The organism is Streptomyces sp. NPDC101225 (genome assembly GCF_044767585.1).
Classification (GTDB): Bacteria; Actinomycetota; Actinomycetes; order Streptomycetales; family Streptomycetaceae; genus Streptomyces.
Genome location: NZ_JBIWOE010000033.1, coordinates 39,242 through 59,346, shown reverse-complemented (window position 1 = coordinate 59,346; position 20,105 = coordinate 39,242). Strand labels below are relative to the sequence as shown.

Genomic DNA, 20,105 nt, shown 5'->3' with positions numbered 1-20,105 from the left:
CGCCGCCGCACCGGACCAGGAGGCTGAGCCATGACCGTACCGAACTCCTTCACCGCGGCCCTCTCGCCCGCCGAACGCGCGACGATCGGCCGTAACGCGCGGTCCCGTGCGTCGCGTTCGTGCCACGGATGGTTCGAGGCCGGCCAGGACCGGTTCGACCCGATCGAGGTGATCGAGCGTCAGTCGGCGACCCGCGTGGCCGAACTCGTGCCCATCCGCTACAGCCGCATGCTCGAGTCGCCGTTCCGCTTCTACCGAGGCGCTGCGGCGATCATGGCCGCGGATCTCGGCCCCACGCCCAACTCCGGTCTGCGGGTGCAGCTTTGCGGGGACGCCCACCTGCTCAACTTCCGGCTGCTCGCCTCTCCGGAACGGCATCTCGTCTTCGACATCAACGACTTCGACGAGACCTTTCCCGGCCCGTTCGAGTGGGACGTCAAGCGGCTGACGGCCAGCTTCGTGATCGCGGGCCGGGCCAACGGCTTCTCCGTCAAGGAGCAGAACAGCGCCGTACGCACCTGTGTGCGGGCCTACCGGGAACGGATGCACGCGTTCGCCGGCATGCGCACCCTGGACGTCTGGTACGCCCAGGACGACGTCGACTCGCTGCGGGAACTGATGGCCTCCTCGCTGGACAAGGAGGCCAGGCGCCGCACCGCCCGTGCCACGGCGCAGGCCCGCACCCGCACCGGTTTGCAGGCCTTCGAGAAGCTCACCCGCGTCACGGCCGAGGGCCGGCGCATCACCCCCGACCCGCCGCTGATCACCCCGCTCAGCGATCTGATGTCCGGTTCCGCGGAGGAGGAGAAGGCGCTGCAGTCGGTCCTGGAGGGGTACGCGCCGACCCTGTCGTCCGAACGCCGGCATCTGCTGCGCCACTACCACGTGGTCGACATGGCGCGGAAGGTGGTGGGCGTCGGCAGTGTCGGCACCCGCTGCTGGATCGTGCTCCTGCGCGGCAGGGACGACGAGGACCCGCTGCTGCTCCAGGCGAAGGAGGCCCAGGAGTCGGTGCTGTCCGCCCAGACCGGCGGTGACCGCTACGACAACCAGGGCCGCCGCGTCGTCACCGGACAGCGGCTGATCCAGACCACCAGCGACATCTTCCTGGGCTGGACCCATGTGCTGGGCATCGACGGCAACGAGCGCGACTTCTACGTACGGCAGCTGCGCGACTGGAAGGGCATCGCCCGGCCGGAGACCATGGGGCCGGACCTGCTGAACCTCTTCGCGCAGTTGTGCGGTGCCTCCCTGGCCCGGGCTCACGCCCGCTCCGGCGACCCGATCGCCATCGCCGCCTACCTCGGAGGCAGCGACCGCTTCGACCGCGCCCTCACCGAGTTCGCCCAGTCCTACGCCGATCTGAACGAGCGCGACTTCGCGGCGCTCGCCGCCGCGTCCCGCTCCGGCCGGGTCACCGCGCGCGACGTGTGAGCGCGTCCGCGGGACGTCAGTCCGGCAGCTGCCTCATCTCCAGGACGTGCAGCCCCAGGGACTGGAAGCGCGTCAGCAGCCCGTACAGATGGGCCTCGTCGACGACCGGTCCGTACAGAACCGTCTGGCCGGACATCAGCACGTGCTCGAGCTCCGGGAAGGCTTTGGCCAGCGTCTCCGACATGTGTCCGTCGACTCGGATCTCGTAGCGCATGAGCTCTACTCCCACGGGGGCTGGGGAAGCGGTCTGCGCCCCGTTCTGCGATCGTCCGCCCGGCACCGCCCACCTGGCCTCACCCCGGACGTGTGACTCGGCCCGGACCGCGGCGGCGGACCGTCCCACCTGCCCCGCCACCGCGACGCGGAACGCCGGTGCGGATCACCACCGGCGCGGCGGGCACCGGACCGTGGACGCCTGCGGTGCGGTCCGCGTGGGCCCGTCGCCCGGCCGCGCGCGTACCCCCTGCCCGCGCCCGAGGCGGCGGGCGGGCGGCTCACCCGCCGTGGGCAAGGCCCCCGCGCTCACAGGAGCCGCATGTCGCGCGCGCGATGCACGGCGTCGCTGCGGCGGTTCACCCCGAGCTTCCGGTACAGGCTCTTCAGGTGGGTCTTCACCGTGTTCACCGACACGAACAGATCCGCGGCGATCTCCTGTGTGGACATCATCTGGGCCAGCCGCACCAGCACGTCGCGCTCCCGGGCGCTCAGCTCCTCCACGACGATCGGCCACGGGGGTGTCCCGAGCCCGTTCGACACGCCGGGCGCCGACGGGGCGGGCGCGAGCCATCCCGCCGCGAGCTGGTTCAGCGGCGGCGTGGTCAGCAGGGGCCGGATCCACCGTCCCGCGTCCAGGAAGGGGCGCCGCAGCAGGTCGTGCCGCGCTTCGAGCAGGGCCTGCGCGACCAGCCTGCGGGCAGCCGGGGTGTCCCCGGCCGTGAACGCGGCCTGGGCCCGTACCAGCGTCGCCCGGACGGTCACCGCCGGACCGGCCGGCTCCCCGCCGGGCACGGCGTCGAGCAGTTCGATCGCCACATCCGCATGGCCGGCGGCGAGCTGGATCCGGGCGGCCTCCACGGCGCACGCCGGCCGGCCGTCGCTCAGCCGGTCCAGAACCTCGGCGGCGGTCTCGGACCGGCCCTCGGCCAGATGGGCGGCCGAGGTCACCAGCATCTCGTGGCTGTCCGCCCACGGCGAGGCCTCGGCGGCGGCGACGTCCGGGCCGGCCGCCTCGACCGCGGCGCGCGGATGGCCGCGGGCCAGCTCCAGCCGGGCCGTCACGATGGCCCGTACGGCGGCCGTCACCGGGTCCTGGAGGGAGGCCGGCAGCTCGGCGGCCTCGTCGAGGAGGGCCTGCGCCCGGTCCAGTTCGTTGCGGTCCACCGCGACGGCCGCCAGCACGACCTGGCCGATCCCGGAGCCGGACGGCCGGGAGAGGCTGAAACGTTCCGTCTCGGACACGGCCTCCAGGGCCCTGTGCTCCGCCTGGCCCGTCCAGCCGTCGAGGTAGTCGATCAGCGCGAGGTGGCCCATCGACTCCTCACGGGCGAGCACGGTGGCGGCCCTGCCGGGCTGTCCGGTGACCTTCGACAGCGGGGCGCGGGCGTCCTCGAACCGGCCCGCCCACACCCGCGTGGAGCCCAGATGAGTCAGCAGCAGGGCGGGGAGTTCGGGGTGCTTGTCCAGCAGGTGCGCGGAGACCTCCGGTTGCACCTCGTCGGCCGTCTCGGCGGCGCGTTCGGCCCGCGCGGGGGAGCCGGTGAGGCGGGCGGCCAGCACCTCCAGCAGGGCACAGCTGAGCTGCGCCGCCGCGGGGTCGGCCGTGTCCGTGGCGAGCCGTGCCTCGGCCTGCTGCAGATGAGCCATCCCGCGGTCGAGGTCGCTGCGGGAGAGGTCGTAGGCCGCCCGTACGAGGTCGGTCGCGGGGCTGGTGGCCTCGGGCCCCATCCGGGAGAACAGCCGGGTCAGGTCGTCGGAGCGCATGCCGGTGAAGAACTGGCCGATCGCCAGGTCGTCGACGAGCGCCGCGGCGGTGAAGTCCCAGTCGCCCGCGGCGGCGCCGTGGCTGAGCGTCTCCGGCAGTGAGCCCGCCTGCCGCAGCCACCGCGCGGCCCGCCGGTGCAGTTCGGGCTCCAGACTGGGGCAGCGCACCCGCAGATGGGTCCGCAGGATCTCCCCGAAGAGCGGGTGCAGCCGGTACCAGGAGTGCCCGAGCTGCTCGACGAACGCGTTCTCCCGGTACAGCTCGCCCAGGATGCGCGCGGCGTCGGTCCGGCCGGTCAGCGTGTTCGCCAGCTCGGGGCAGAAACGATCCAGCACGCTGACGCGCAGCAGCAGGTCCTGGGTCTGCTGGCTCTGCCGTTTGAGCACCTCGGCCAGCAGGAAGTCGGCGACGGTGCTCCGGCCCACCTCGAACTCCTTGAGGTAGGTCTCCGGGTCCGGGCTCTCCTGCGCGGCCAGGGCACACAGCCGCAGGCCGGCGGCCCAGCCGCGGGTGCGGTCCACGAGGGAGCGCGCCGCGTCCACGGGCAGCCGCAGCCCGTGCCGCTCCAGCAGGGCCGCGGCCTCCTCGGGCGTGAAGGCCAGCTCGGCGCCGCGGATCTCCGTGAGGATGCCGGACGCCCGGTAGCGGTGCAGCGACAGCATCGGCTCCGTACGGGTGACGACCACCAGGTGCAGCCCCCGCCCGGCGTGCTGCAGCACGAAGTCCAGCTGTTCCGCGACCTCGGGGACGGCGACGCGGTCGAACTCGTCGAGCACGACGGTCACGGCCGGGCTGCGCCCGTCCAGCTCCTCCGCGATCGCGGAGAGCACCCTGCGGTTCACATGGTTGGCTTCGGCCGGCCAGCCGACCTGCTCGGACAGCGGGTTGCCGGACGCGCTCAGGGCGTGCAGGAAGTACGCCCAGAACATTCCGGGCCGCTCTTCCTCCGCCTCGACGGTGAGCCAGGCGAGTGGCCGCGCCTGTTCCGCGGCCCATTCGGCGACCAGCAACGTCTTCCCCGCCCCCGCGGCGCCGTTGACCATCGTCAGCGGTGTCCTCAGGGCCTGGTCGAGGTGCTTGGTCAGCCGCGGGCGGGACAGGAACGTCGCGGGCCTCGTCGGCAGGGTGAAACGCGTCCGCAGAAACGGGTCCCCGAGCGGATCGACGCGGTGCTCGGCCGGTACCGGATGCCCCTCGTGATCAGTCACGGCATTCACCACCACTGTGGGTCAGGTCAAGGGCGGCGCTCCCCTTCGCTCAGAGTCGCATTCTTCTCGCGAACGCGCCTGGCACGCGTGGTCCGAAGGTCCCTTCACCATGCCGATCGGCCCTTGTCAACGGGCCGAACGGCCCACGATCCGCCGGGGCCTGCCGTGAACGTCCCCTCGCCCGCCCCCGGCGCGGGCCCAGAGGGCGGGCGTGATCGGCGCGGGAGGTGCGGGGCCCGCGGGAAGCCGCCGGGCCGCTCTCCCCGGCGGGCCGATCCCCTCGGCGAGGAGACCCGCATGGTGTGCGGGGTACGCGCGCGATGCGGCGGCGACAGCGCACCGGTCACCTGTAGCATCTGCCTGCGTTGAACTGGACACTTGTACAGGTCCGTCCATCACCGTCGGGCGAGGAGACGAAGGTGCCGGAGAGGAATCTCGAGTTCGGGCAGTACGGGGCTCGCGGCATCAAGGGGCACGAGGCCGTGGGGCGGCGGCTCGACGCGCTCGCCGGATTCGTCGCCAACCCGGTCACCACGCAGCGCGGGCTCCTGGCCCGGCTGCACTACCTCACGCGGACCGGGCACGCGCGCCAGGCGGCCCGCGCGGCGGGCCTCACCGTCACCGACCGTACGCTCCGGGCCTGGCTGGAGGGCCGCCGCACGCCGTCGAGGAAGAACCTGCGCAGCGTCGAGACCGCCTACCGCACCGTGCGCCGCCACAACGTCTCCCGCTACCTGCTCGCCCGCCTCAACCGCGAAGGCCGCGGCACCCGCGTCGAGTTCCACCCGCTCAACCAGAGTCAGGTGCCCCGGACCCGCCGGCGCGTGGTCGAGTACCGCACCCTCAACGTCCGCCACTGGGACCGCATCGTGCGGGCCTGGGCCGAGGGCGACGACGCGGCGCTCGACGACGCCTGGGTCAACGGCGTCACGGTGGACCTCGGCAGCCAGTGGGGCGAGTACGAGTACGTCACCACCATCGGATTCGCGGCGTGAGACTCCCGTCGGCCGCGCGACTCCGCCCCGCACGCCGTGGGACAGGACCGGCCTTGCGGGCACCCGGAGCACATGACCGCCGTCCGATCCAGCAGCGACCGGGGACCGACGACCGTGAACGCAACCCGTACGACACGTGAGGCGCAGCCCGACGCCACCGGCACAGCGGTCCGCTCGGCGCGCGCCCTGGCCCGGCTCGCCCTCCTGTGCGTCGCCGGAGCCGTGGCCTCCGTGGTGGCGGGAGCCGGCCAGTGGCTGATCCTGCTGCTCGGCCTCGGCGGGCTCGCCCTGGCCGGCGCCGGACTCTGGTGGGCCCTCGCGCACCGCGGCGTCGCGCGTCTGCTCGGTGCCGTGCTGGCGATCGCCGCGCCCGTGGGCGTCCTGGTGCTGTACGCGGTCTCGGGCCTGTGGGTGGTGGCGGCAGCGGCCCTCGCCTGCTGGGCCGTCGCGCTGGCCTGTGCGCGCAGCGCCCTGCGCCATCTGCGCAAGCCGCGCGGCATGCACCACCGCAGTGTCCGGGCAGCCCGCCGCCCCGTGGTGATCATGAACCCCAGGTCGGGAGGCGGCAAGGTCGGCCGCTACGGCCTGGTGGAGCGGGCCGAGGCACTCGGCGCCCGGGTGATCCTGCTCGACCTCGACCAGAACCCCGACCCGGTGGCCCTGGCCCGGCAGGCCGTCGCCGAGGGCGCCGACCTGCTCGGCGTGGCCGGCGGCGACGGCACCCAGGCTCTGGTGGCGGCGGTGGCCGCCGAGCACCGGCTGCCCTTCATGGTCGTGGCCGCCGGCACCCGCAACCACTTCGCCATGGACCTGGGCCTGGACCGGGACGACCCGTCGAAGAGCCTCGACGCCCTCTCGGACGGCGTGGAACTCCGCGTCGACCTCGGGGACGTGGCCGGCCGGCCCTTCGTCAACACGGCGTCCTTCGGCACGTACGCGCACATCGTGCAGAGTCCGGACTACCGCGACGCCAAGGCGATCACGGCCCTCGACCAGCTGCCCGACCTGCTGACGGGGGAGGCAGGCGCCACCCTGACGGCCCGCGCCGACGACCAGGTGCTGGACTCCCCGCAGGCCGTGCTGGTCAGCAACAACCCCTACGCACGCGCCGATCCTCTGACCGGCGGACGCAGACCGAGGCTCGACACGGGCAGACTCGGAGTGATCGCGGTCCGGGTCGAGGGCGCGGCCCAGGCCGCCGAACTGGCGCTGCTCGGGGAAAGGGCGAGCGGCATCACGGTCCTGAGGTCCCGCCGGGTGGTCGTCGAGGCCGACGAGGAGGCGATCCCGGTGGCCCTGGACGGCGAGGCACTCACCCTTCCCACGCCGGTCGTGTGCACCGTGCGGCCCGGCGTGCTCCGCGTCCGGGTGCCCAAGCACCGTCCCGGCGCCCCGTACGTCGCGCCGTCGGTCGACTGGCGGCGCATCGTCCGTCTCGCCCTCGGCCGAGCACCCCGTCCGCACAAGAAGAACCAGGAGCAGAGCGATGGCTGACCGCCGCCCGCCGCAACACCAGGTGCCGCAAGGCCTGATGCGTGACCTCGCCGCTCTCGATCAGGCGCTCTACGAGGCCGTGACGGTCACCAGCACACCCGCGCTCGACGCCACGCTGCGCAGACTGTCCGCCGCGGCCGACCACTCCAAGATCTCCTTCCTGATCGCCGGGGCCCTCGCGCTGCGCCCCGGCCGCTCACGCAGCGCCGCCGCCCTCGGCGTCGCGGCGATCGGCGTCGCCTCGGCCACCGCCAATCTCCTCGGCAAACGCCTCGTCCGCCGGTCCCGGCCGCACCGCGCCGAGGACTCGCCCTTCCCGGGACGCCACGTACCCATGCCCGCGTCCGCCTCGTTCCCCTCGGGGCACACGGCCTCGGCCGTCGCCTTCGCCGCGGCCGTCGGTCCCGCGTTCCCGGCCGCCGCGATCCCGCTGGGCCTGCTGGCCTGCGCCGTCGGCTACTCGCGCATCCACACGGGCGTGCACTATCCGGGCGACGTGATCGCGGGCGCCGTCCTCGGGACCGGTGCGGCGGCGACCGTCCTCGCCGCCGCCGGCCGCGACAGCCTGAGGAGTCCCGTCTTTCGCTGTCGGTAACGGCCCGTCAGCCCGCTGCGCGGCACGGACCGGCGGATTCCGCTCTCCGGGAGATCATGAAGGTTTCGTGCGGGAAACCTGTCTAAGATCTGGAGCCCGTACGGAGAGAGGAAACGCGTGAGCGATTTAGCGGGCCCCGGCTGCCCGGAATGCGGCCGGCCGCGGGCAGCGGACGCGACCCCGACCTGCTCGTGCACCCGCCGCGCCGCCGACGCCCGCAGCGAGGCACGTACGGCCGAGGTGGCGGCCGCGGAGGACTTCGACCCGGTGCGCATACGCCCGTTCGTGGCCCTCGACGTCGACTCCGGGCCCGGGCAGGCGCCCGCCGAGGAAGGACACCGGCCGAGTGGCGCAACGCTGCCGGACGGCCCGCACCTGCCCGACGCCGCCGCTGCCCTCGACGAACTCCCCAGGCGGTCCCCGTCCGACGGCGCCCCGGCACGCAGGCGGCGCCCGCGATCACTGCTGGTCGCCGGTGGCGGAGCCGCCGTCGCGGTCCTGGTGACCGGGGGAGTCATAGGGGGCGCGTTCTGGTACGACGGCCCCGCGCGGGACGACTCCACCTCCAGCGGTGTCCGCGCGGGCCTGCCCGCCCAGCGCTCCGCCGGGAGCGCTCCCGCGACGGCGGGCCCGTCCGGCACGGCGCCCTCCGCGTCCGCGTCCATGACCTCGACGGCCTCCGCACCGGGCGTCACCCCGTCCGCCGGCCGCGGCAGCCCGTCCGCCCCCGGCGGCCGGAGTGCGCCCCCGCCCACGGCCGTCACCACCGCCACGGCGACGAGTGCGCCCGCACCCGGCGAACCGGGCGGCGAGGCCCCCGTCCTGCGCTACGGCGACCAGGGACCCGAGGTCGTCGAACTCCAGCTGCGCCTGAGGCAGATCGGCTTCTACGACGGCGACGCCGACGGCGACTTCGACCGCCAGGTCGAGAACGCGGTCCGCACCTACCAGCTCACCCGCGTCGTCCTCAAGGACCCGTCGGGCGTCTACGGCGCGGCGACCCGGGCGTCGCTGGAAGGCGAGACCGAGGAGCCGTGACGCCGGCGCGGTCATGACGGTGGTCGGACCGGGCACCCGTACGGGCACGCAGGCCATGCCGTCAAGTCACCTGCTCACGTCGACCGTTGTACCGGCGGTGCTCCCCACGGGTGCGACGTGCGCGCGTCACCACGGACGGACGGCGTGGACGTCGCGGGCATCGCGGCCGCTCCGGACATTGCGATCGGCAACGGCGATGTGGCGGCGGCCGGGGCGGGGCGACGGCACGGTCCGCCGGTCCACCCGCAACGGCTCGGTGCGCACGACGGCTCTGAGGGCGGGCCGCCTGACGGCGACCACGGTCAACGGGGACGTCGTCGCACGCCGGAAGTGAGCGGCCACCGCCCCGGGCGTGTCGTAGCCTCGGCTGCCAAGGACCGGGTACGAGGCGGGAGGCCGTATGACGGATTCGGGGGCGGAGCCCAGGGGCTGTTGTGCGCCGGCACGGACACCGCGGGCCGACGCGCCCGGGCGGGCGTCCGGCGGTGACGGGCCGGCGGCCGGCGCCGAGGGGCGTACGGCCGCCGTCGGAGCGGCCCCCCGCGCGACCGACGGCATGGTGCTGCTGACGGGCGGGACGTTCCGCATGGGCACCGACGACCCGGAGGGCTTCCGCGACGACGGCGAGGGACCGGTCCGCGAGGTCACCCTCTCGCCCTTCCGGATCGACCCGCACGCCGTGACCAACGCGTCCTTCGCCCGCTTCGTGGAGCGGACCGGCTACGTCACCGAGGCCGAACGGTTCGGCTGGTCCTTCGTGTTCGCGGGGTTCCTGCCGGCCGCGCTGCGGCGCGCCGCGCCGCGGCCGGAGCAGACGCCCTGGTGGTGCGGGGTCGACGGCGCGTGCTGGAAGGCCCCCGAAGGGCCGGGCAGCGCGGTGGCCGACCGGGGCGACCACCCCGTGGTGCACGTGTCGTGGAACGACGCCCTGGAGTACTGCCGTTGGGCCGGTACCCGGCTGCCCACGGAGGCCGAGTGGGAGTACGCCGCCCGGGGCGGGCTCGACCAGCGGCGCTACCCGTGGGGGGACGAGCTGACGCCTGGGGGTGAGCACCGCTGCAACATCTGGCAGGGGCGTTTCCCCACCAAGAACACCGCGGAGGACGGCCATCCCGGCACGGCGCCGGTGGACGCGTACCGGCCCAACGGCTTCGGCCTGCACAACATGGCGGGCAACGTGTGGGAGTGGTGCGCCGACCGGTGGGGCACCGACCACGGCGCTCGCCCGCGCACGGACCCCAAGGGGCCCGGCCGGGGCACGTCACGGGTGATGCGCGGCGGTTCGTACCTCTGCCACCGCTCCTACTGCAACCGCTACCGCGTGGCGGCCCGCACCTCGAACACCCCGGACAGCAGCACGGGGAACCTGGGGTTCCGGACCGTGCGGGACGCCTGAGACCCACCGCCCGCGGACCCCGACGGTCTTACGCCGCTGCCGTGGAGTTCGCTTCCCCGGTGCGTCCCCCCTGCCGCGTGACCGCCCCCGACGGGGACGGCGCCGTTCACAGGGTGAGCGCGGCCTCGGCGTCACGGCCGTAGATCCAGCCGGCCGTGACGAGGGGGTCGGACGCGGCGAGCGCCGTGTCGCGCGTCTCCTGCTCGGGCCCGTCCGGCAGGTGGTTGACGTGCCGGCGGGCGTGACTGATCTCCTGCAGGCGCGCGGTGCGCGGGACGCGCGCCGACTCGTAGCGCTTCAGGGCCCGTTCGGGGTCGTCGGCGGACGCGGCGAGGCAGCGAGCCAGCACGGCGGCGTCCTCGATGGACTGGGCCGCGCCCTGCGCGAAGAAGGGGAACATGGGATGCGCGGCGTCGCCGAGGAGGGTGAGCCTGCCCCGGCTCCAGTGCCGTGGGGGCGCCCGGTCCAGCAGGGCCCGGCGTCCCGGCTCCCCGCCCGCCGCGATCAGGTCGGTCACCCGTGGGTCCCAGCCGGTGAACTCGGTGTGGAACTCCTCGGTCGTGGCCGTCGCGCTCCAGGACTCGTCGGTGCGGTCACCGACCGGTGCGAAGGCGACGACGTTCACGGCACTGCCGCCGGCGATCGGACAGTGCACGAAGTGCCGGCCGGGCCCGAGCCAGACGGTCTGCGCGGGCCGCAGGGCGAACTCCGGTGCGGCGTGGGCGGGCACGAGGGTGCGGATGGCGCAGACACCGGAGTACTCCGGGCTCGAGGCGCCGCAGCAGCCGTACGGCATTGGGTGCCACGACGAGCCCGGCGCCCACCCCGGTGAGCACGGGCGCCTGCTCGTGGACGGTGGCGGTGAGCCCCGCGCGGCGCAGGAACGCGGCGGCGGCCAGACCGCCGACGCCGCCCCCGACGACGGCGATCCGCAGGCCGTGCGGGAGAGCGGGCATGGATCGGCTCCTCCTTCCCGGAGAGACCTCCGGTGCTGCCGGTGACCCGATCCTCCCGGGTGCCGCGCCCGTTGAGAACACCTGCGACGCACGCCCGGGGATTACCTCCGGGGTCATCGACCCCGGGCGATCGCGGTGTGACGATCGTCGGCGTACCGAGACGGAACCGCCGGAAGGGACATCATGTCTGCGTACGCGATCGCTCACCTGCGCGAAGCCGCTCCGCATCCCGAGATCGCCGAGTACATCGAGCGCATCACCGCGACCTTCGTCCCGTACGGCGGGCGCTTCCTGGTGCACGGGGCGCGGCACGAGGTGAAGGAGGGCTCGTGGCCGGGGCACGTGGTGGTGATCGGCTTCCCCTCGATGGGGGAGGCGAGGGCCTGGTGGGACTCGGCCGCCTATCAGGAGATCGCGCCGCTCCGTTCACGGCACATCGCCGGTGACATCGTCCTGGTGCCGGGTGTGGAGGAGGACTACGACGCCGCCGCGACCGCGCGGGCGATGAGGGCGGGGATGCCGGGCTGACCGCGGTGCACCAGGCGGAGGAGGGGTGCTCCGGCGAGGTGGCCGTCCGCCACCTACTCGGTGTCGGAGGGAGGCCGGGAGCCGCCGGACCGGTCCGGGTCAGGTGCGGTGTAGTACACGGAGCCGCCCTGCTTGGTCCGCTGTGCGAGGCCCTTGGCCACGAGACCTTCGGCCGTGGTGCGCACGACGGTGTTCTTGAACGTGCGGCCGGGATGGGTCTCGGTCAGGGCGGCGGCGATCTCGGCGGTGGAGCGCGGCTCGCGCACCTCGGCGAGGTGGCCGCGGGCCAGGTCGACCAGCGTGGGCGGGCCCGCCTTCCCGGCCGCCGGGGCGGCCTTCCTGGCGGCGGGCCCGCGGGTCGCGGCGCGGCGGGGAGACGTGCCGGCCTTCCTGGTCCGGGCCCGGGCCCTGGTGCGTGCAGCGGCCGGCGGGGCGGGCGGTTCGGCGGGTGCGGGAGTGACACCCAGGGCCTGGTGCATGTTGAGGAGGACCGTGTGGTCGTGCTGCAGCGCGGCCAACTGTGCCTGCAGATCGGCGATCTCGGCGCCGACGCGATCTTGCTCCTTGACGTTGCGCTCGAGGTCGCCGGTCACCTGGGCGGCGTACTGGGAGGTCAGTTCGCTGGAGACGGGGAGCTGGGACATGGGCTCGACCTTTCTCGACACGGCGAACGCCGTGGACCGCACCCCACACGCCGAACCGGTGCGGCGTGAGAAGTCTACGGACGCCCGACCCGGCCCGTTCCGCCCAGGACCTCTGTTTCTGGTGCTTCCTGGCGCGTCACCGGTCACCGGTCACCGGTGGCGGTCACCGGTCGTCGCCCCAGCGATCACCGCGGTCGCCGGGGCTCGTGTCACTGGCTCTGGCCCTCGCGCTGGAACCCGCCGTCGTGACGCCGTGCCTCCTGCCGCGTCACCTGTCGCGGGAGCTGTGTGACGTGGGGTGCGGCCGAGTGGGAGAGGGCGTGCGGTGCGCCCTCGAAACGGCTCGGGAAGGGGTACTTGCGCTGCAGGAAGCCGTGGATGGCGGTCCGGGCCGCCGCCCGGGCCGCCGGAGGTGTGTCCACGTCGTTGAGGCAGAAGAAGTCGACGTCCTCGCCGGCGGTGAGGCGGGCCAGCCGGCGCCGCATGTCCGGGGTGCCCAACTGGACGTAGCGGAAGCGGTAGTGGGCCGGTACGGCCCGTCCCGTCGCGATCGCCCAGTGGTGGTGGAGGGTGGACGCGGGCGCCACGTCGGAGATCGAGCGGAAGCGCGAGAACGCGGTGTGCTCGAGTTCCTCGATGCCCAGATCCTCCATCTCCCGCATGACGGACAGCAGTTGGGGGTGCGGGGTGTGCAGCGACTTGTGCGTGACGTAGCGGCCGTGGAAGCGCGCGATCACCTCGCGGGCGTTCTTCCCGGCGGAGTTGGGTGCCGGTTCCAGCGGATGCGGGGAGCCCAGCCCGAGCTTCAGCGGGGACAGCGGGATGCGGGCGATGCCGTTGCCGTGGAAGAAGTGCTCCGCCCGCACCGGGCGGTTGATGAAGACGTCGTCGTTGAAGTAGAGGTAGTGCTGCGACAGGCCCGGTATGTGGTGCAGCCTGCTCTCGATCGCATGGGAGTTGAAGACGGGCAGCGCCTCGGCGGGCAGGATGTCCCGGTGGTCGACGACCGTCAGACCCTCCGCGTCCGGGTCCAGCCAGTCGGGGATCTGGGAGTCGGTCACGAGGTAGACGTGCCGCACGAACCCGGCGTACATGTCCAGCGACCTCAGCGCGTAACGGAGTTCGTCATGGCTGGTGTAGCGCGACGCGCCGGTCTCGCGTGCCGCGATGACGCCGCCGGTGAGCTCCTGGTACGCGCGGCGCTTCGCGGCCATCGTGGGCTCGTCCCCGTCGACCCAGGTGTAGACGGCGTCCACCGGGAAGCGGACCTCGTCGATACCCGTGTGGGCGAAGGCCTCGAACGTCGGCACGCTGCGGCGAGGTCCCGTCACGGCGGCCGGCTGCTGCGCCGTCGCGGGCAGCACCTCCGAGACGGGGTTGCGGCGCGGAGCGACGAGTGCCGCGCCGTAGACGTCCCCCAACTGGCTGCCGGGCACGGTCAGCCAGGAGGGGTCGGAGCCCGCGGCCGGGCCGAGATCCAGTCCGCGGCGCCAGAACTCGATGTCGCAGCCCGCCTCCAGACCGCCGAGCACCTGCCCCGCCGGGCCGAGGCGCAGTACGCCGGTACGGAGCACCGCCGCCCGCTTCAGCGCCCGAGGCAATGTGCCGTCGGCCCACAGCACCGCACGGGTCACACTGCCGTCCCGCTCGCACGCGCCGACGTACGCGGCGGTGTGCGCGAAGCGCTGCGCCGCCCGGCTGAGGACCGCGTCACGGTACCTCTCCTCGACGCCCACCACCGGCCGGGGCGCGCTGCTCTCGCGGTCGGAGGGGACGAGGAAGTAGGGAACCGCGATCGACTCCAGCAGGGTGCACACCCGCTCGAGGTCGGCCTCCGCGGCGTCCGCGGCCGTGTAGGCGGCGACCGTCGGCCCGTACAGCCGCACGGGTCCCAGGGTGATCCGGCGCAGTCCGGGCAGAGCGGCCCGCAGGCGCCGTCGGGCCCGGGCCCTGCGCAGGGTCCACAGCCGGGCCGAGAGCTGGAGCCGGAGGACCACCAGAAGCCCCCGGACCGCCCGCAGGCCCGCGGGAGCCCCGGCGTGGTGGCGGATGTCCATACCCGCGCCCCCGTCAGTTCCGCTTCTCGAAGGGGCCGGGGAAGGGGAAGTAGTGGTCGAGGAACTCGCCCATGCGGACGCCGACCCGCTCCCGCTCCTCCGGCGGCACGTCGACGTCGTTGAGGCAGAAGAAGTCGAAGCGGCGGTTGCGGCGCAGATCGTCCAGGCGTGCCTCGGCGTCCGGGCGGCTGATGTTGACGTACCGGAAGCTGTAGCTGCCCGGCACACCGTGGCCGGTCATCAGCGCGTACTGGTAGAGCAGCGGCGCCGTCATGGCGATGTCCTGCGGGGAGCGGAAGCGGGACGCGGTGGTGCGCCGGACGTCCGCGTCGAAGAGTTCCTCCAGCGTCCGCAGGGTCTCGCGCCGCTGGGGCAGCGGCGTGTGCATGAAGTTGTTCGTCGTCATCCGCCCGAACTTCTCCATCAGCAGCCGGCGGACGTTCTTGCTGGCGGAGTTGGTGGCGGTCTCCTCGGCGTGCGGCTTGCCGACACCGATCTTGAGCGGGGAGACCGGGATCTTCATGAGCCCGCTGCCGTGGAAGAAGTGCTCCGCGGTGACCCGGCGGCCGACGAACACGTCGTCGTTGAAGTACAGGTAGTGCTCCGACAGACCCTCGATGTGGTGCAGACGGGTCTCGATGGCATGGGAGTTGAAGACCGGCAGGACGTCCGGCGGGAAGATGTCGCGATGGTCGACGACGGTGATGCCCTCGGCCCGGTCGTCCAGCCAGTGCGGCTTCTGGCCGTCGGTGACGACGTAGACGTGGCGCACGAAGTCCGCGTACATCGCGAGCGAGCGCAGCGAGTACTTCAGCTCGTCATGGCTGGTGTAGCGGGAGGCGTTGGTCTCCTTGTCCAGGATCTCGGCGGTGCCCCGGCCCTGGAAGCGGGCCCGCTTCGCCCGCATCTCCGGCTCCTCGCCGTCGACCCAGGTGTAGACGACGTCGACGGGAAAGGTCACGTCGTTCACGGTCGGCCGGGTGAACGGGGCGAAGGTCGGCAGCTCCCGGTCGCCCACCTGGACGGTGGCGGGCTTCTGCTCGGACGCCGGCAGTACGTCGGTGATGCCGTTGGCGCGCGGCGACACGAGAGACTCGGCGAAGACGTCCTCGGACGCCTGCGGCTGGACCCTGGCCAGTCGCCGGGGGCCGTCGTCGGAGGCGAGGAGCTGCGCCCCGTCCTCCCAGAACTCGACGTCGCAGGCGAGTTCCGGTCCGGAGAGCAACTGGCCCTCGGGGCCGAGGTGGTTCTCGCCGATCCGCAGCGCGGGTGCCGTGCGCAGCGCGGCCGGCAGCACGCCGTCCATGAACAGGGCCGGGTGGCGGAGCGTCCCGCCGGGCAGCGGCCTGCCGATGAAGACCGCCTTGCCGGCGTTCCGGGTCTCGAGGGCCGTGAGGAACCGCTCCCGGTCGACGGCGTTCACGCCGACCGTGTACCGCGTCCGCGCGGCCGGCAGCAGAAAGTACGGGATACCTTCCTGCTCCAGCGCGGCCACGACCAGACCTAAGTTCGAGGCGGCGGCGTCGGCCGCGGTGAAGGCGGACACGACCCGGCCGTAGAGCTGCTGGCCGCGCACCGCCACCGGGCGCAGGACCGGGTCCGTGACCGCGGCCTGCCGGCGCCGCCGCATGGTGCGCAACTGCCACACCCGCTCGGCGGCCTTCCGCTCGACTCGGGGCCGCATCCGCCGGGCAAAAGAGCGCACGGTCACCTTCGGGGCTCCTCTTCACCAACCTCAACTCACCCTTGCGATAACGAGACCCACGCATGTGACGAAAGGTTGTACGAGATATCTCCGAAAGTTAACGCTGCTCATAGCCGGTTCTTTCCTTTCCGTGCTAAGCGGTGGCGAGCACCAGCTTTCCGGTGGCCTCGTCGTTCTCCATGCACCGGTGGGCCGCGACGACCTCGTCCAGAGCGAACACCCGGTCCACATGGGGCCGGTGGAGGCCCGCCTCGACCTCCCGCACGATCCGCTGCAGCATGGCCGCGCCCGCGCTGCCCTTGACGTCGTCGCTGTGGAACGACGTGAGCGCGGTACCGGACGGGATCATCGCGATCGGCTCGAAGTCCGGGATCAGCCACCCGCTGAGCGAGCCCGAAACGCACACCGTCCCGCCGCGCCGGACCAGGCACAGCGAGTCCACCGCGGTGCTCGCCCCGACCAGATCCAGCACATGGCCGGGACCCTCGGGCCAGATCGCGCGGACCCGGCCGTACAGCGGCCCGCCGTCGTCGAGGAGCACGTGGTCGACACCGGCCGCGGTCAGCGCCGCGGCCTTGCCCGGCCGCCGGGTCGTGGCCGCGGTCTCGAGACCGTAGCCGTGCGCGATCGCCGCCGCCGCCATCCCGACCGACGACGTCCCGCCCCGGATCAGCAGCCGCCCCGTGCCGCCGGGCGCGATCCCCAGCGCGTCCAGTGAGCCCTGCGCCGTCAGGCAGCTCTCGGGCAGCGCCGCCAGAACGTCCCACGGCAGGGTGGTGGTGACCGGCATCAGCAGCGCGTTCGGCAGCAGCGCGTACTCGGCGTAGCCGCCGTCGAACTCCCGGCCCATCTCACCCATCACCGCGGCGACGGTCGTGCCGGCCGGCAGCCGCGGATCGGTCGAGTCCGCCACCACGCCCACGCATTCGATGCCGAGCACACGCGGGAACCGCACGCCGGGGGAGTGCCCCTGGCGCGTCCGCAGTTCCGACCGGTTCAGGCCCGCGGCCATCACCCGCACCAGGCTCCAGCCCGGCCGCACCGCGGGCACCGGCCGCTTGTGGATCTCCAGCACCTCGGGACCGCCCGCCCCGACACAGACCGCCGCACGCATCGTCGTCGTCATGCGTTCACCGTGGTCGATGGGCATCGTGGCCTGCCACCGGTACGATGCCATGTCATGCCCGACGGCCGCCAACCTTCCGCAGCCGGCCGGACGTCGCAGACATGGCCGTCCGGCGGGGTGCACCTGTGGCCGCCCGGCGGCACGAGCGCGGCGCATTCCCATCCGCGGGGGCACCTGGTGTACGCGGCCCGGGGCGTCCTTACCGTCCACACCGAACGCGGAACGTGGATCGTTCCCGCCAACCGCGTCGCATGGATCCCGGCCGGCTTCACGCACCATCACCGCGCGCACGGCAGCACCGACATGCGGATCCTCTTCCTGCCCTCCTCCCTGACCCGGCTCACGCCCGGCCATCCCGCCGTCTTCACGGCCTCCGGACTCGTCCGCGAGCTGCTGCTCACCCTCACGGGCCCGCGTTTTCGCGACCGGTCCGGGCCCGACCACGACCGCGCCGCGCACGCACGCCTGCGCCGCGTCCTGGTCGACGAGCTCCGCGCGGCGCCCGAACAGCCCCTGCGACTGCCCGAACCGCGGGACGACCGCCTGCGCGCCGTCGCCCGGATCCTGCGCGAGCGGCCCTCGGACAACACCTCGCTCGCCGACCTCGGCCGGACGATCGGCGCCGGCTCCCGCACCCTCAGCCGGCTGTTCCACGACGAGCTCGGCATGACCTTCTACGAATGGCGCACGCAGCTGCGCATCCACCACGCCCTCGTCCTGCTCGCCGACGGCCACGACACGACCCGCGTCGCCCACGCCTGCGGCTGGGCCAACCCCAGCGGCTTCATCGCGGCCTTCACCCGGATCGTCGGCACCACACCGGGCCGCTACCGCAACGGCTCCGGACGCGACCGATGAGTTCCGGTGCCGGACCGGGTCCACCTCCGGACAGGCCGAACCGCGTACGAGCTCTGTGAGGGGACCATGACCACCCACGCCCTGCCACCCGTCGTCGACCCCGCGACCTGGGAGCGCCGGCTCGAAGCGCTGCGAGCCCGCGAGAAGGCCGCCACGCGCGAACTCGACGCCATCGCCGCCGAGCGCCGCCGCCTGCCCATGGTGGAGATGCCCGACTACGTCCTCGAGGGCGAGGACGGCCCCGTCCGGCTGGCGGATGTCTTCGAAGGCGCGTCGCAGCTGATCGTCTACCACCACATGTGGTTCGCCGGCAAGGAATGGCAGTGCCCGGGCTGTACCGGGTTCACCTCGCAGTACACGCGCCTGGAGTTCCTGGACGGCTACGACGCGCGGTTCGTCGTCGTCACCCAGGGCCCGATCAAGGAGGCCCTCGCCTACAAGCAGCGCGTCGGCAACAGGATGACCTGGTACTCGACCGCCGGCAGCTCCTTCGGCTCCGACGTCGGCGCCCCGCCCGGCGGCGGATTCGCGGTCAACGTGTTCCTGCGCGACGGCGACACGGTCCACCGCACCTGGCACACCGACGGCCGGGGCACCGAGCAGCTCAGCCACTCCTTCGCTCTCATCGACCTGCTGCCGTACGGCCGCCAGGAGGAGTGGCAGGACTCGCCCGAGGGCTGGCCCCAGTCGCCCACGTACAGCCGGTGGGCGACCTCGAAGGACATCGCCGCGGCCTACGGCCCCGGTGCGGGCGGCGGCCGGTGAGCGGGCTGCCGGCCCGCGGCCTCAGCCTGCCGCGTAGGGCGTGAAGTGCGCGGGCGGATGGTCGATGGGCAGCTCAGGACGCCAGTGCGTGAGGATCTGGGCGCTGCACTCGAAGAGGTCTTGCCGGGGAAGCCCGTCCAGCGGCCACCACTCCCATCCGCCCACGCTCTCGTCCGGCTGCGTCGAGGGCCGGCCTTCGCATGACCGGACGACCGCACCGACGGTGATCCGTACGACGTCGCCGACGTGGTCGACGAGCGTCCCCAGCAGGGTGACGTCCCCGGTGCGTGCCACCAGACCCGTCTCCTCGGCCAGTTCGCGCACGACGGTCTCCTCGAAGGACCCGTCGTACGGCTCGACGGTCCCGCCCGGCAGCTCGAACGTCCCGAGCCGGTGCCGCCCCAGCAGCAGACGTCCTTCACGGACCACGATCACCCCGACCCCCACCGCCGCCTGCGGTGCCGGAGGGCGGCTGGTGCGGGGCCGCGTCGTGATGCGGCCGCTCTCGATGTGCGGTGTACGTGCGTGCAACGCGGTGCCTTTCGTACGGACGTCTCGTGCGGGACTCGGCCGAAGTGACTCGGCGGGCGCCCGGGGCGTGTCTCAAAGTAGCGTCGTCCGCCCGCCGGGCGGGCGGGACTTTCGCATGGTCAACCTTCCTGCAGCGCGTAGATCCGGCCCGTCTGGCCGCCCTCCACGGAGCGGACGTACGCTTGGGCGACCTGGGCGAGGTCGACCGAGCCCATGCCCGGGAAGTGGCCGGCGTAGTCGGTGAGGCTCTCGGTGAAGACGTTCGGGCTGACGGCATTGATGCGCTGCGGGGCGATCTCGATGGCGGCGGCGCGGACGAACGCCTCCAGGGCGCCGTTGGCCATCGAGGCGGCGGTGCCGGTGGGGATGGGCTCGCGGGCGAGGATGCCGGTGATGAGGGTGAAGGAGCCGCGTTCGGCGACGTGGGGCAACCCCTGGCGGACCAGCTCGATCTGGGCGGCCACCTTGCCGGTGAACGCGGCCTGGTAGTCCTCGGCCGTCATGTCGGCGACGGGCCGGTAGGGCACGTCGCCCGCGGCGCTGACCACCGCGTCCACGCGGCCGGACCGCCGGTACAGCTCGGCGACCCGGGACGGGTCCGTGATGTCGCAGCGCAGGTCGCCCGCGGTGCGTCCGACGGTGATCACGTCATGGCCGCGGACGGCCAGTTCCCGGTGGACGGCGGTGCCGAGCGTGCCGGTGGCCCCGATCAGGAGAATCTTCATGCCCGCGACGCTACGGCGGGCCCGGCGGGCGAGGGAAATGCCGGTGGTGGAGCATTTATGCTTGGCGGT

The 20,105-nt window shown here is 73.3% G+C and carries 18 protein-coding genes and 1 pseudogene; 9 read left to right on the top strand and 10 right to left on the bottom strand.

Translation table 11 applies throughout. From position 1 onward, the window contains the following. The first annotated feature begins 30 nt into the window (after nucleotides 1–30). A complete protein-coding gene (locus ACIRPX_RS34060) occupies nucleotides 31–1,434 on the top strand; it encodes a DUF2252 domain-containing protein (protein WP_404202533.1) in 1,404 nt (467 codons plus the stop codon). Nucleotides 1,435–1,450: 16 nt separating this feature from the next. Here the strand turns inward: ACIRPX_RS34060 and ACIRPX_RS34055 are convergent, their stop codons facing one another. Together ACIRPX_RS34055 and ACIRPX_RS34050 are read right to left on the bottom strand one after the other, a co-directional pair. Beyond that, nucleotides 1,451–1,648, bottom strand: a complete 198-nt coding sequence (locus ACIRPX_RS34055) for a hypothetical protein (RefSeq protein WP_404202531.1) — start codon at nucleotides 1,646–1,648, stop codon at nucleotides 1,451–1,453. Between the two features lie 308 nt (nucleotides 1,649–1,956). Beyond that, complete coding sequence (locus tag ACIRPX_RS34050) at nucleotides 1,957–4,623, bottom strand: LuxR C-terminal-related transcriptional regulator (protein ID WP_404202529.1); 2,667 nt, start codon at nucleotides 4,621–4,623, stop codon at nucleotides 1,957–1,959. A 419-nt stretch (nucleotides 4,624–5,042) separates the two neighbouring features. On the opposite strand from ACIRPX_RS34050, the gene ACIRPX_RS34045 reads away from it, so the two are divergent. From ACIRPX_RS34045 to ACIRPX_RS34025, 5 genes are all read left to right on the top strand, one after another. Then, nucleotides 5,043–5,618: a transcriptional regulator gene (locus ACIRPX_RS34045; protein ID WP_404202527.1), complete on the top strand. Its 576-nt coding sequence runs from the start codon at nucleotides 5,043–5,045 to the stop codon at nucleotides 5,616–5,618. 114 nt (nucleotides 5,619–5,732) lie between these two features. Then, nucleotides 5,733–7,112, top strand: a complete 1,380-nt coding sequence (locus ACIRPX_RS34040; RefSeq protein WP_404202525.1) for a diacylglycerol/lipid kinase family protein — start codon at nucleotides 5,733–5,735, stop codon at nucleotides 7,110–7,112. Further along, the gene (locus tag ACIRPX_RS34035) at nucleotides 7,105–7,707 is read left to right on the top strand and encodes a phosphatase PAP2 family protein (RefSeq protein WP_404202523.1); all 603 of its coding nucleotides are present in this window, start codon (nucleotides 7,105–7,107) and stop codon (nucleotides 7,705–7,707) included. The genes ACIRPX_RS34040 and ACIRPX_RS34035 overlap by 8 nt, the downstream gene beginning before the upstream one ends. A 117-nt stretch (nucleotides 7,708–7,824) precedes the next feature. Next, nucleotides 7,825–8,745: a peptidoglycan-binding protein gene (locus tag ACIRPX_RS34030; protein WP_404202521.1), complete on the top strand. Its 921-nt coding sequence runs from the start codon at nucleotides 7,825–7,827 to the stop codon at nucleotides 8,743–8,745. A gap of 400 nt (nucleotides 8,746–9,145) precedes the next feature. Further along, the gene (locus ACIRPX_RS34025; RefSeq protein ID WP_404202519.1) at nucleotides 9,146–10,141 is read left to right on the top strand and encodes a formylglycine-generating enzyme family protein; all 996 of its coding nucleotides are present in this window, start codon (nucleotides 9,146–9,148) and stop codon (nucleotides 10,139–10,141) included. Nucleotides 10,142–10,247: 106 nt separating this feature from the next. Here ACIRPX_RS34025 and ACIRPX_RS34020 read toward each other — a convergent pair whose 3' ends face one another. Together ACIRPX_RS34020 and ACIRPX_RS34015 are read right to left on the bottom strand one after the other, a co-directional pair. Next, nucleotides 10,248–10,871: an FAD-dependent monooxygenase gene (locus ACIRPX_RS34020; protein ID WP_404202517.1), complete on the bottom strand. Its 624-nt coding sequence runs from the start codon at nucleotides 10,869–10,871 to the stop codon at nucleotides 10,248–10,250. Between the two features lie 139 nt (nucleotides 10,872–11,010). Further along, a pseudogene (locus tag ACIRPX_RS34015) lies at nucleotides 11,011–11,097 on the bottom strand (hypothetical protein); the annotation flags it as partial. A 183-nt stretch (nucleotides 11,098–11,280) separates the two neighbouring features. Here ACIRPX_RS34015 and ACIRPX_RS34010 point away from each other — a divergent pair. Next, on the top strand, nucleotides 11,281–11,625 hold the full coding sequence (locus ACIRPX_RS34010) for a DUF1330 domain-containing protein (RefSeq protein WP_404202515.1): 345 nt from the start codon (nucleotides 11,281–11,283) through the stop codon (nucleotides 11,623–11,625). Nucleotides 11,626–11,678: 53 nt separating this feature from the next. Here ACIRPX_RS34010 and ACIRPX_RS34005 read toward each other — a convergent pair whose 3' ends face one another. From ACIRPX_RS34005 to ACIRPX_RS33990, 4 genes are all read right to left on the bottom strand, one after another. Beyond that, complete coding sequence (locus ACIRPX_RS34005) at nucleotides 11,679–12,269, bottom strand: hypothetical protein (protein ID WP_404202513.1); 591 nt, start codon at nucleotides 12,267–12,269, stop codon at nucleotides 11,679–11,681. 209 nt (nucleotides 12,270–12,478) lie between these two features. Next, nucleotides 12,479–14,326 (bottom strand): stealth conserved region 3 domain-containing protein, encoded by a 1,848-nt coding sequence (locus ACIRPX_RS34000; protein WP_404202511.1) that lies wholly within the window; start codon nucleotides 14,324–14,326, stop codon nucleotides 12,479–12,481. Nucleotides 14,327–14,339: 13 nt separating this feature from the next. Then, nucleotides 14,340–16,037 carry a stealth family protein gene (locus tag ACIRPX_RS33995; RefSeq protein ID WP_404202508.1) on the bottom strand — a complete coding sequence of 566 codons (1,698 nt, stop codon included), beginning with the start codon at nucleotides 16,035–16,037 and terminating at the stop codon, nucleotides 14,340–14,342. Between the two features lie 127 nt (nucleotides 16,038–16,164). After that, the gene (locus tag ACIRPX_RS33990; protein WP_404202506.1) at nucleotides 16,165–17,157 is read right to left on the bottom strand and encodes a zinc-binding dehydrogenase; all 993 of its coding nucleotides are present in this window, start codon (nucleotides 17,155–17,157) and stop codon (nucleotides 16,165–16,167) included. A 54-nt stretch (nucleotides 17,158–17,211) separates the two neighbouring features. On the opposite strand from ACIRPX_RS33990, the gene ACIRPX_RS33985 reads away from it, so the two are divergent. Further along, nucleotides 17,212–18,015, top strand: coding sequence for an AraC family transcriptional regulator (locus tag ACIRPX_RS33985; protein WP_404202504.1), 804 nt, complete (start codon nucleotides 17,212–17,214; stop codon nucleotides 18,013–18,015). 66 nt (nucleotides 18,016–18,081) lie between these two features. Then, the gene (locus tag ACIRPX_RS33980) at nucleotides 18,082–18,780 is read left to right on the top strand and encodes a DUF899 domain-containing protein (RefSeq protein ID WP_404202502.1); all 699 of its coding nucleotides are present in this window, start codon (nucleotides 18,082–18,084) and stop codon (nucleotides 18,778–18,780) included. 21 nt (nucleotides 18,781–18,801) lie between these two features. On the opposite strand, the gene ACIRPX_RS33975 is transcribed toward ACIRPX_RS33980, so the two are convergent. Then, nucleotides 18,802–19,311, bottom strand: a complete 510-nt coding sequence (locus ACIRPX_RS33975; RefSeq protein WP_404202500.1) for an NUDIX domain-containing protein — start codon at nucleotides 19,309–19,311, stop codon at nucleotides 18,802–18,804. Between the two features lie 119 nt (nucleotides 19,312–19,430). Continuing rightward, entirely contained in the window at nucleotides 19,431–20,036 is a 606-nt protein-coding gene (locus ACIRPX_RS33970; RefSeq protein ID WP_404202498.1) for a short chain dehydrogenase, read from the bottom strand. Nucleotides 20,037–20,105: the final 69 nt, after the last annotated feature.

What these genes read in the sequence shown, in the direction of transcription:
- ACIRPX_RS34060 (WP_404202533.1), top strand. Translation starts at nt 31, where the DNA reads ATGACCGTACCGAACTCCTTCACCGCGGCCCTCTCGCCCGCCGAACGC.
- ACIRPX_RS34055 (WP_404202531.1), bottom strand. Translation starts at nt 1,648, where the DNA reads ATGCGCTACGAGATCCGAGTCGACGGACACATGTCGGAGACGCTGGCC.
- ACIRPX_RS34035 (WP_404202523.1), top strand. Translation starts at nt 7,105, where the DNA reads ATGGCTGACCGCCGCCCGCCGCAACACCAGGTGCCGCAAGGCCTGATG.
- ACIRPX_RS34025 (WP_404202519.1), top strand. Translation starts at nt 9,146, where the DNA reads ATGACGGATTCGGGGGCGGAGCCCAGGGGCTGTTGTGCGCCGGCACGG.
- ACIRPX_RS34010 (WP_404202515.1), top strand. Translation starts at nt 11,281, where the DNA reads ATGTCTGCGTACGCGATCGCTCACCTGCGCGAAGCCGCTCCGCATCCC.
- ACIRPX_RS34005 (WP_404202513.1), bottom strand. Translation starts at nt 12,269, where the DNA reads ATGTCCCAGCTCCCCGTCTCCAGCGAACTGACCTCCCAGTACGCCGCC.
- ACIRPX_RS34000 (WP_404202511.1), bottom strand. Translation starts at nt 14,326, where the DNA reads ATGGACATCCGCCACCACGCCGGGGCTCCCGCGGGCCTGCGGGCGGTC.
- ACIRPX_RS33990 (WP_404202506.1), bottom strand. Translation starts at nt 17,157, where the DNA reads ATGACGACGACGATGCGTGCGGCGGTCTGTGTCGGGGCGGGCGGTCCC.
- ACIRPX_RS33985 (WP_404202504.1), top strand. Translation starts at nt 17,212, where the DNA reads ATGCCCGACGGCCGCCAACCTTCCGCAGCCGGCCGGACGTCGCAGACA.
- ACIRPX_RS33980 (WP_404202502.1), top strand. Translation starts at nt 18,082, where the DNA reads ATGACCACCCACGCCCTGCCACCCGTCGTCGACCCCGCGACCTGGGAG.
- ACIRPX_RS33970 (WP_404202498.1), bottom strand. Translation starts at nt 20,036, where the DNA reads ATGAAGATTCTCCTGATCGGGGCCACCGGCACGCTCGGCACCGCCGTC.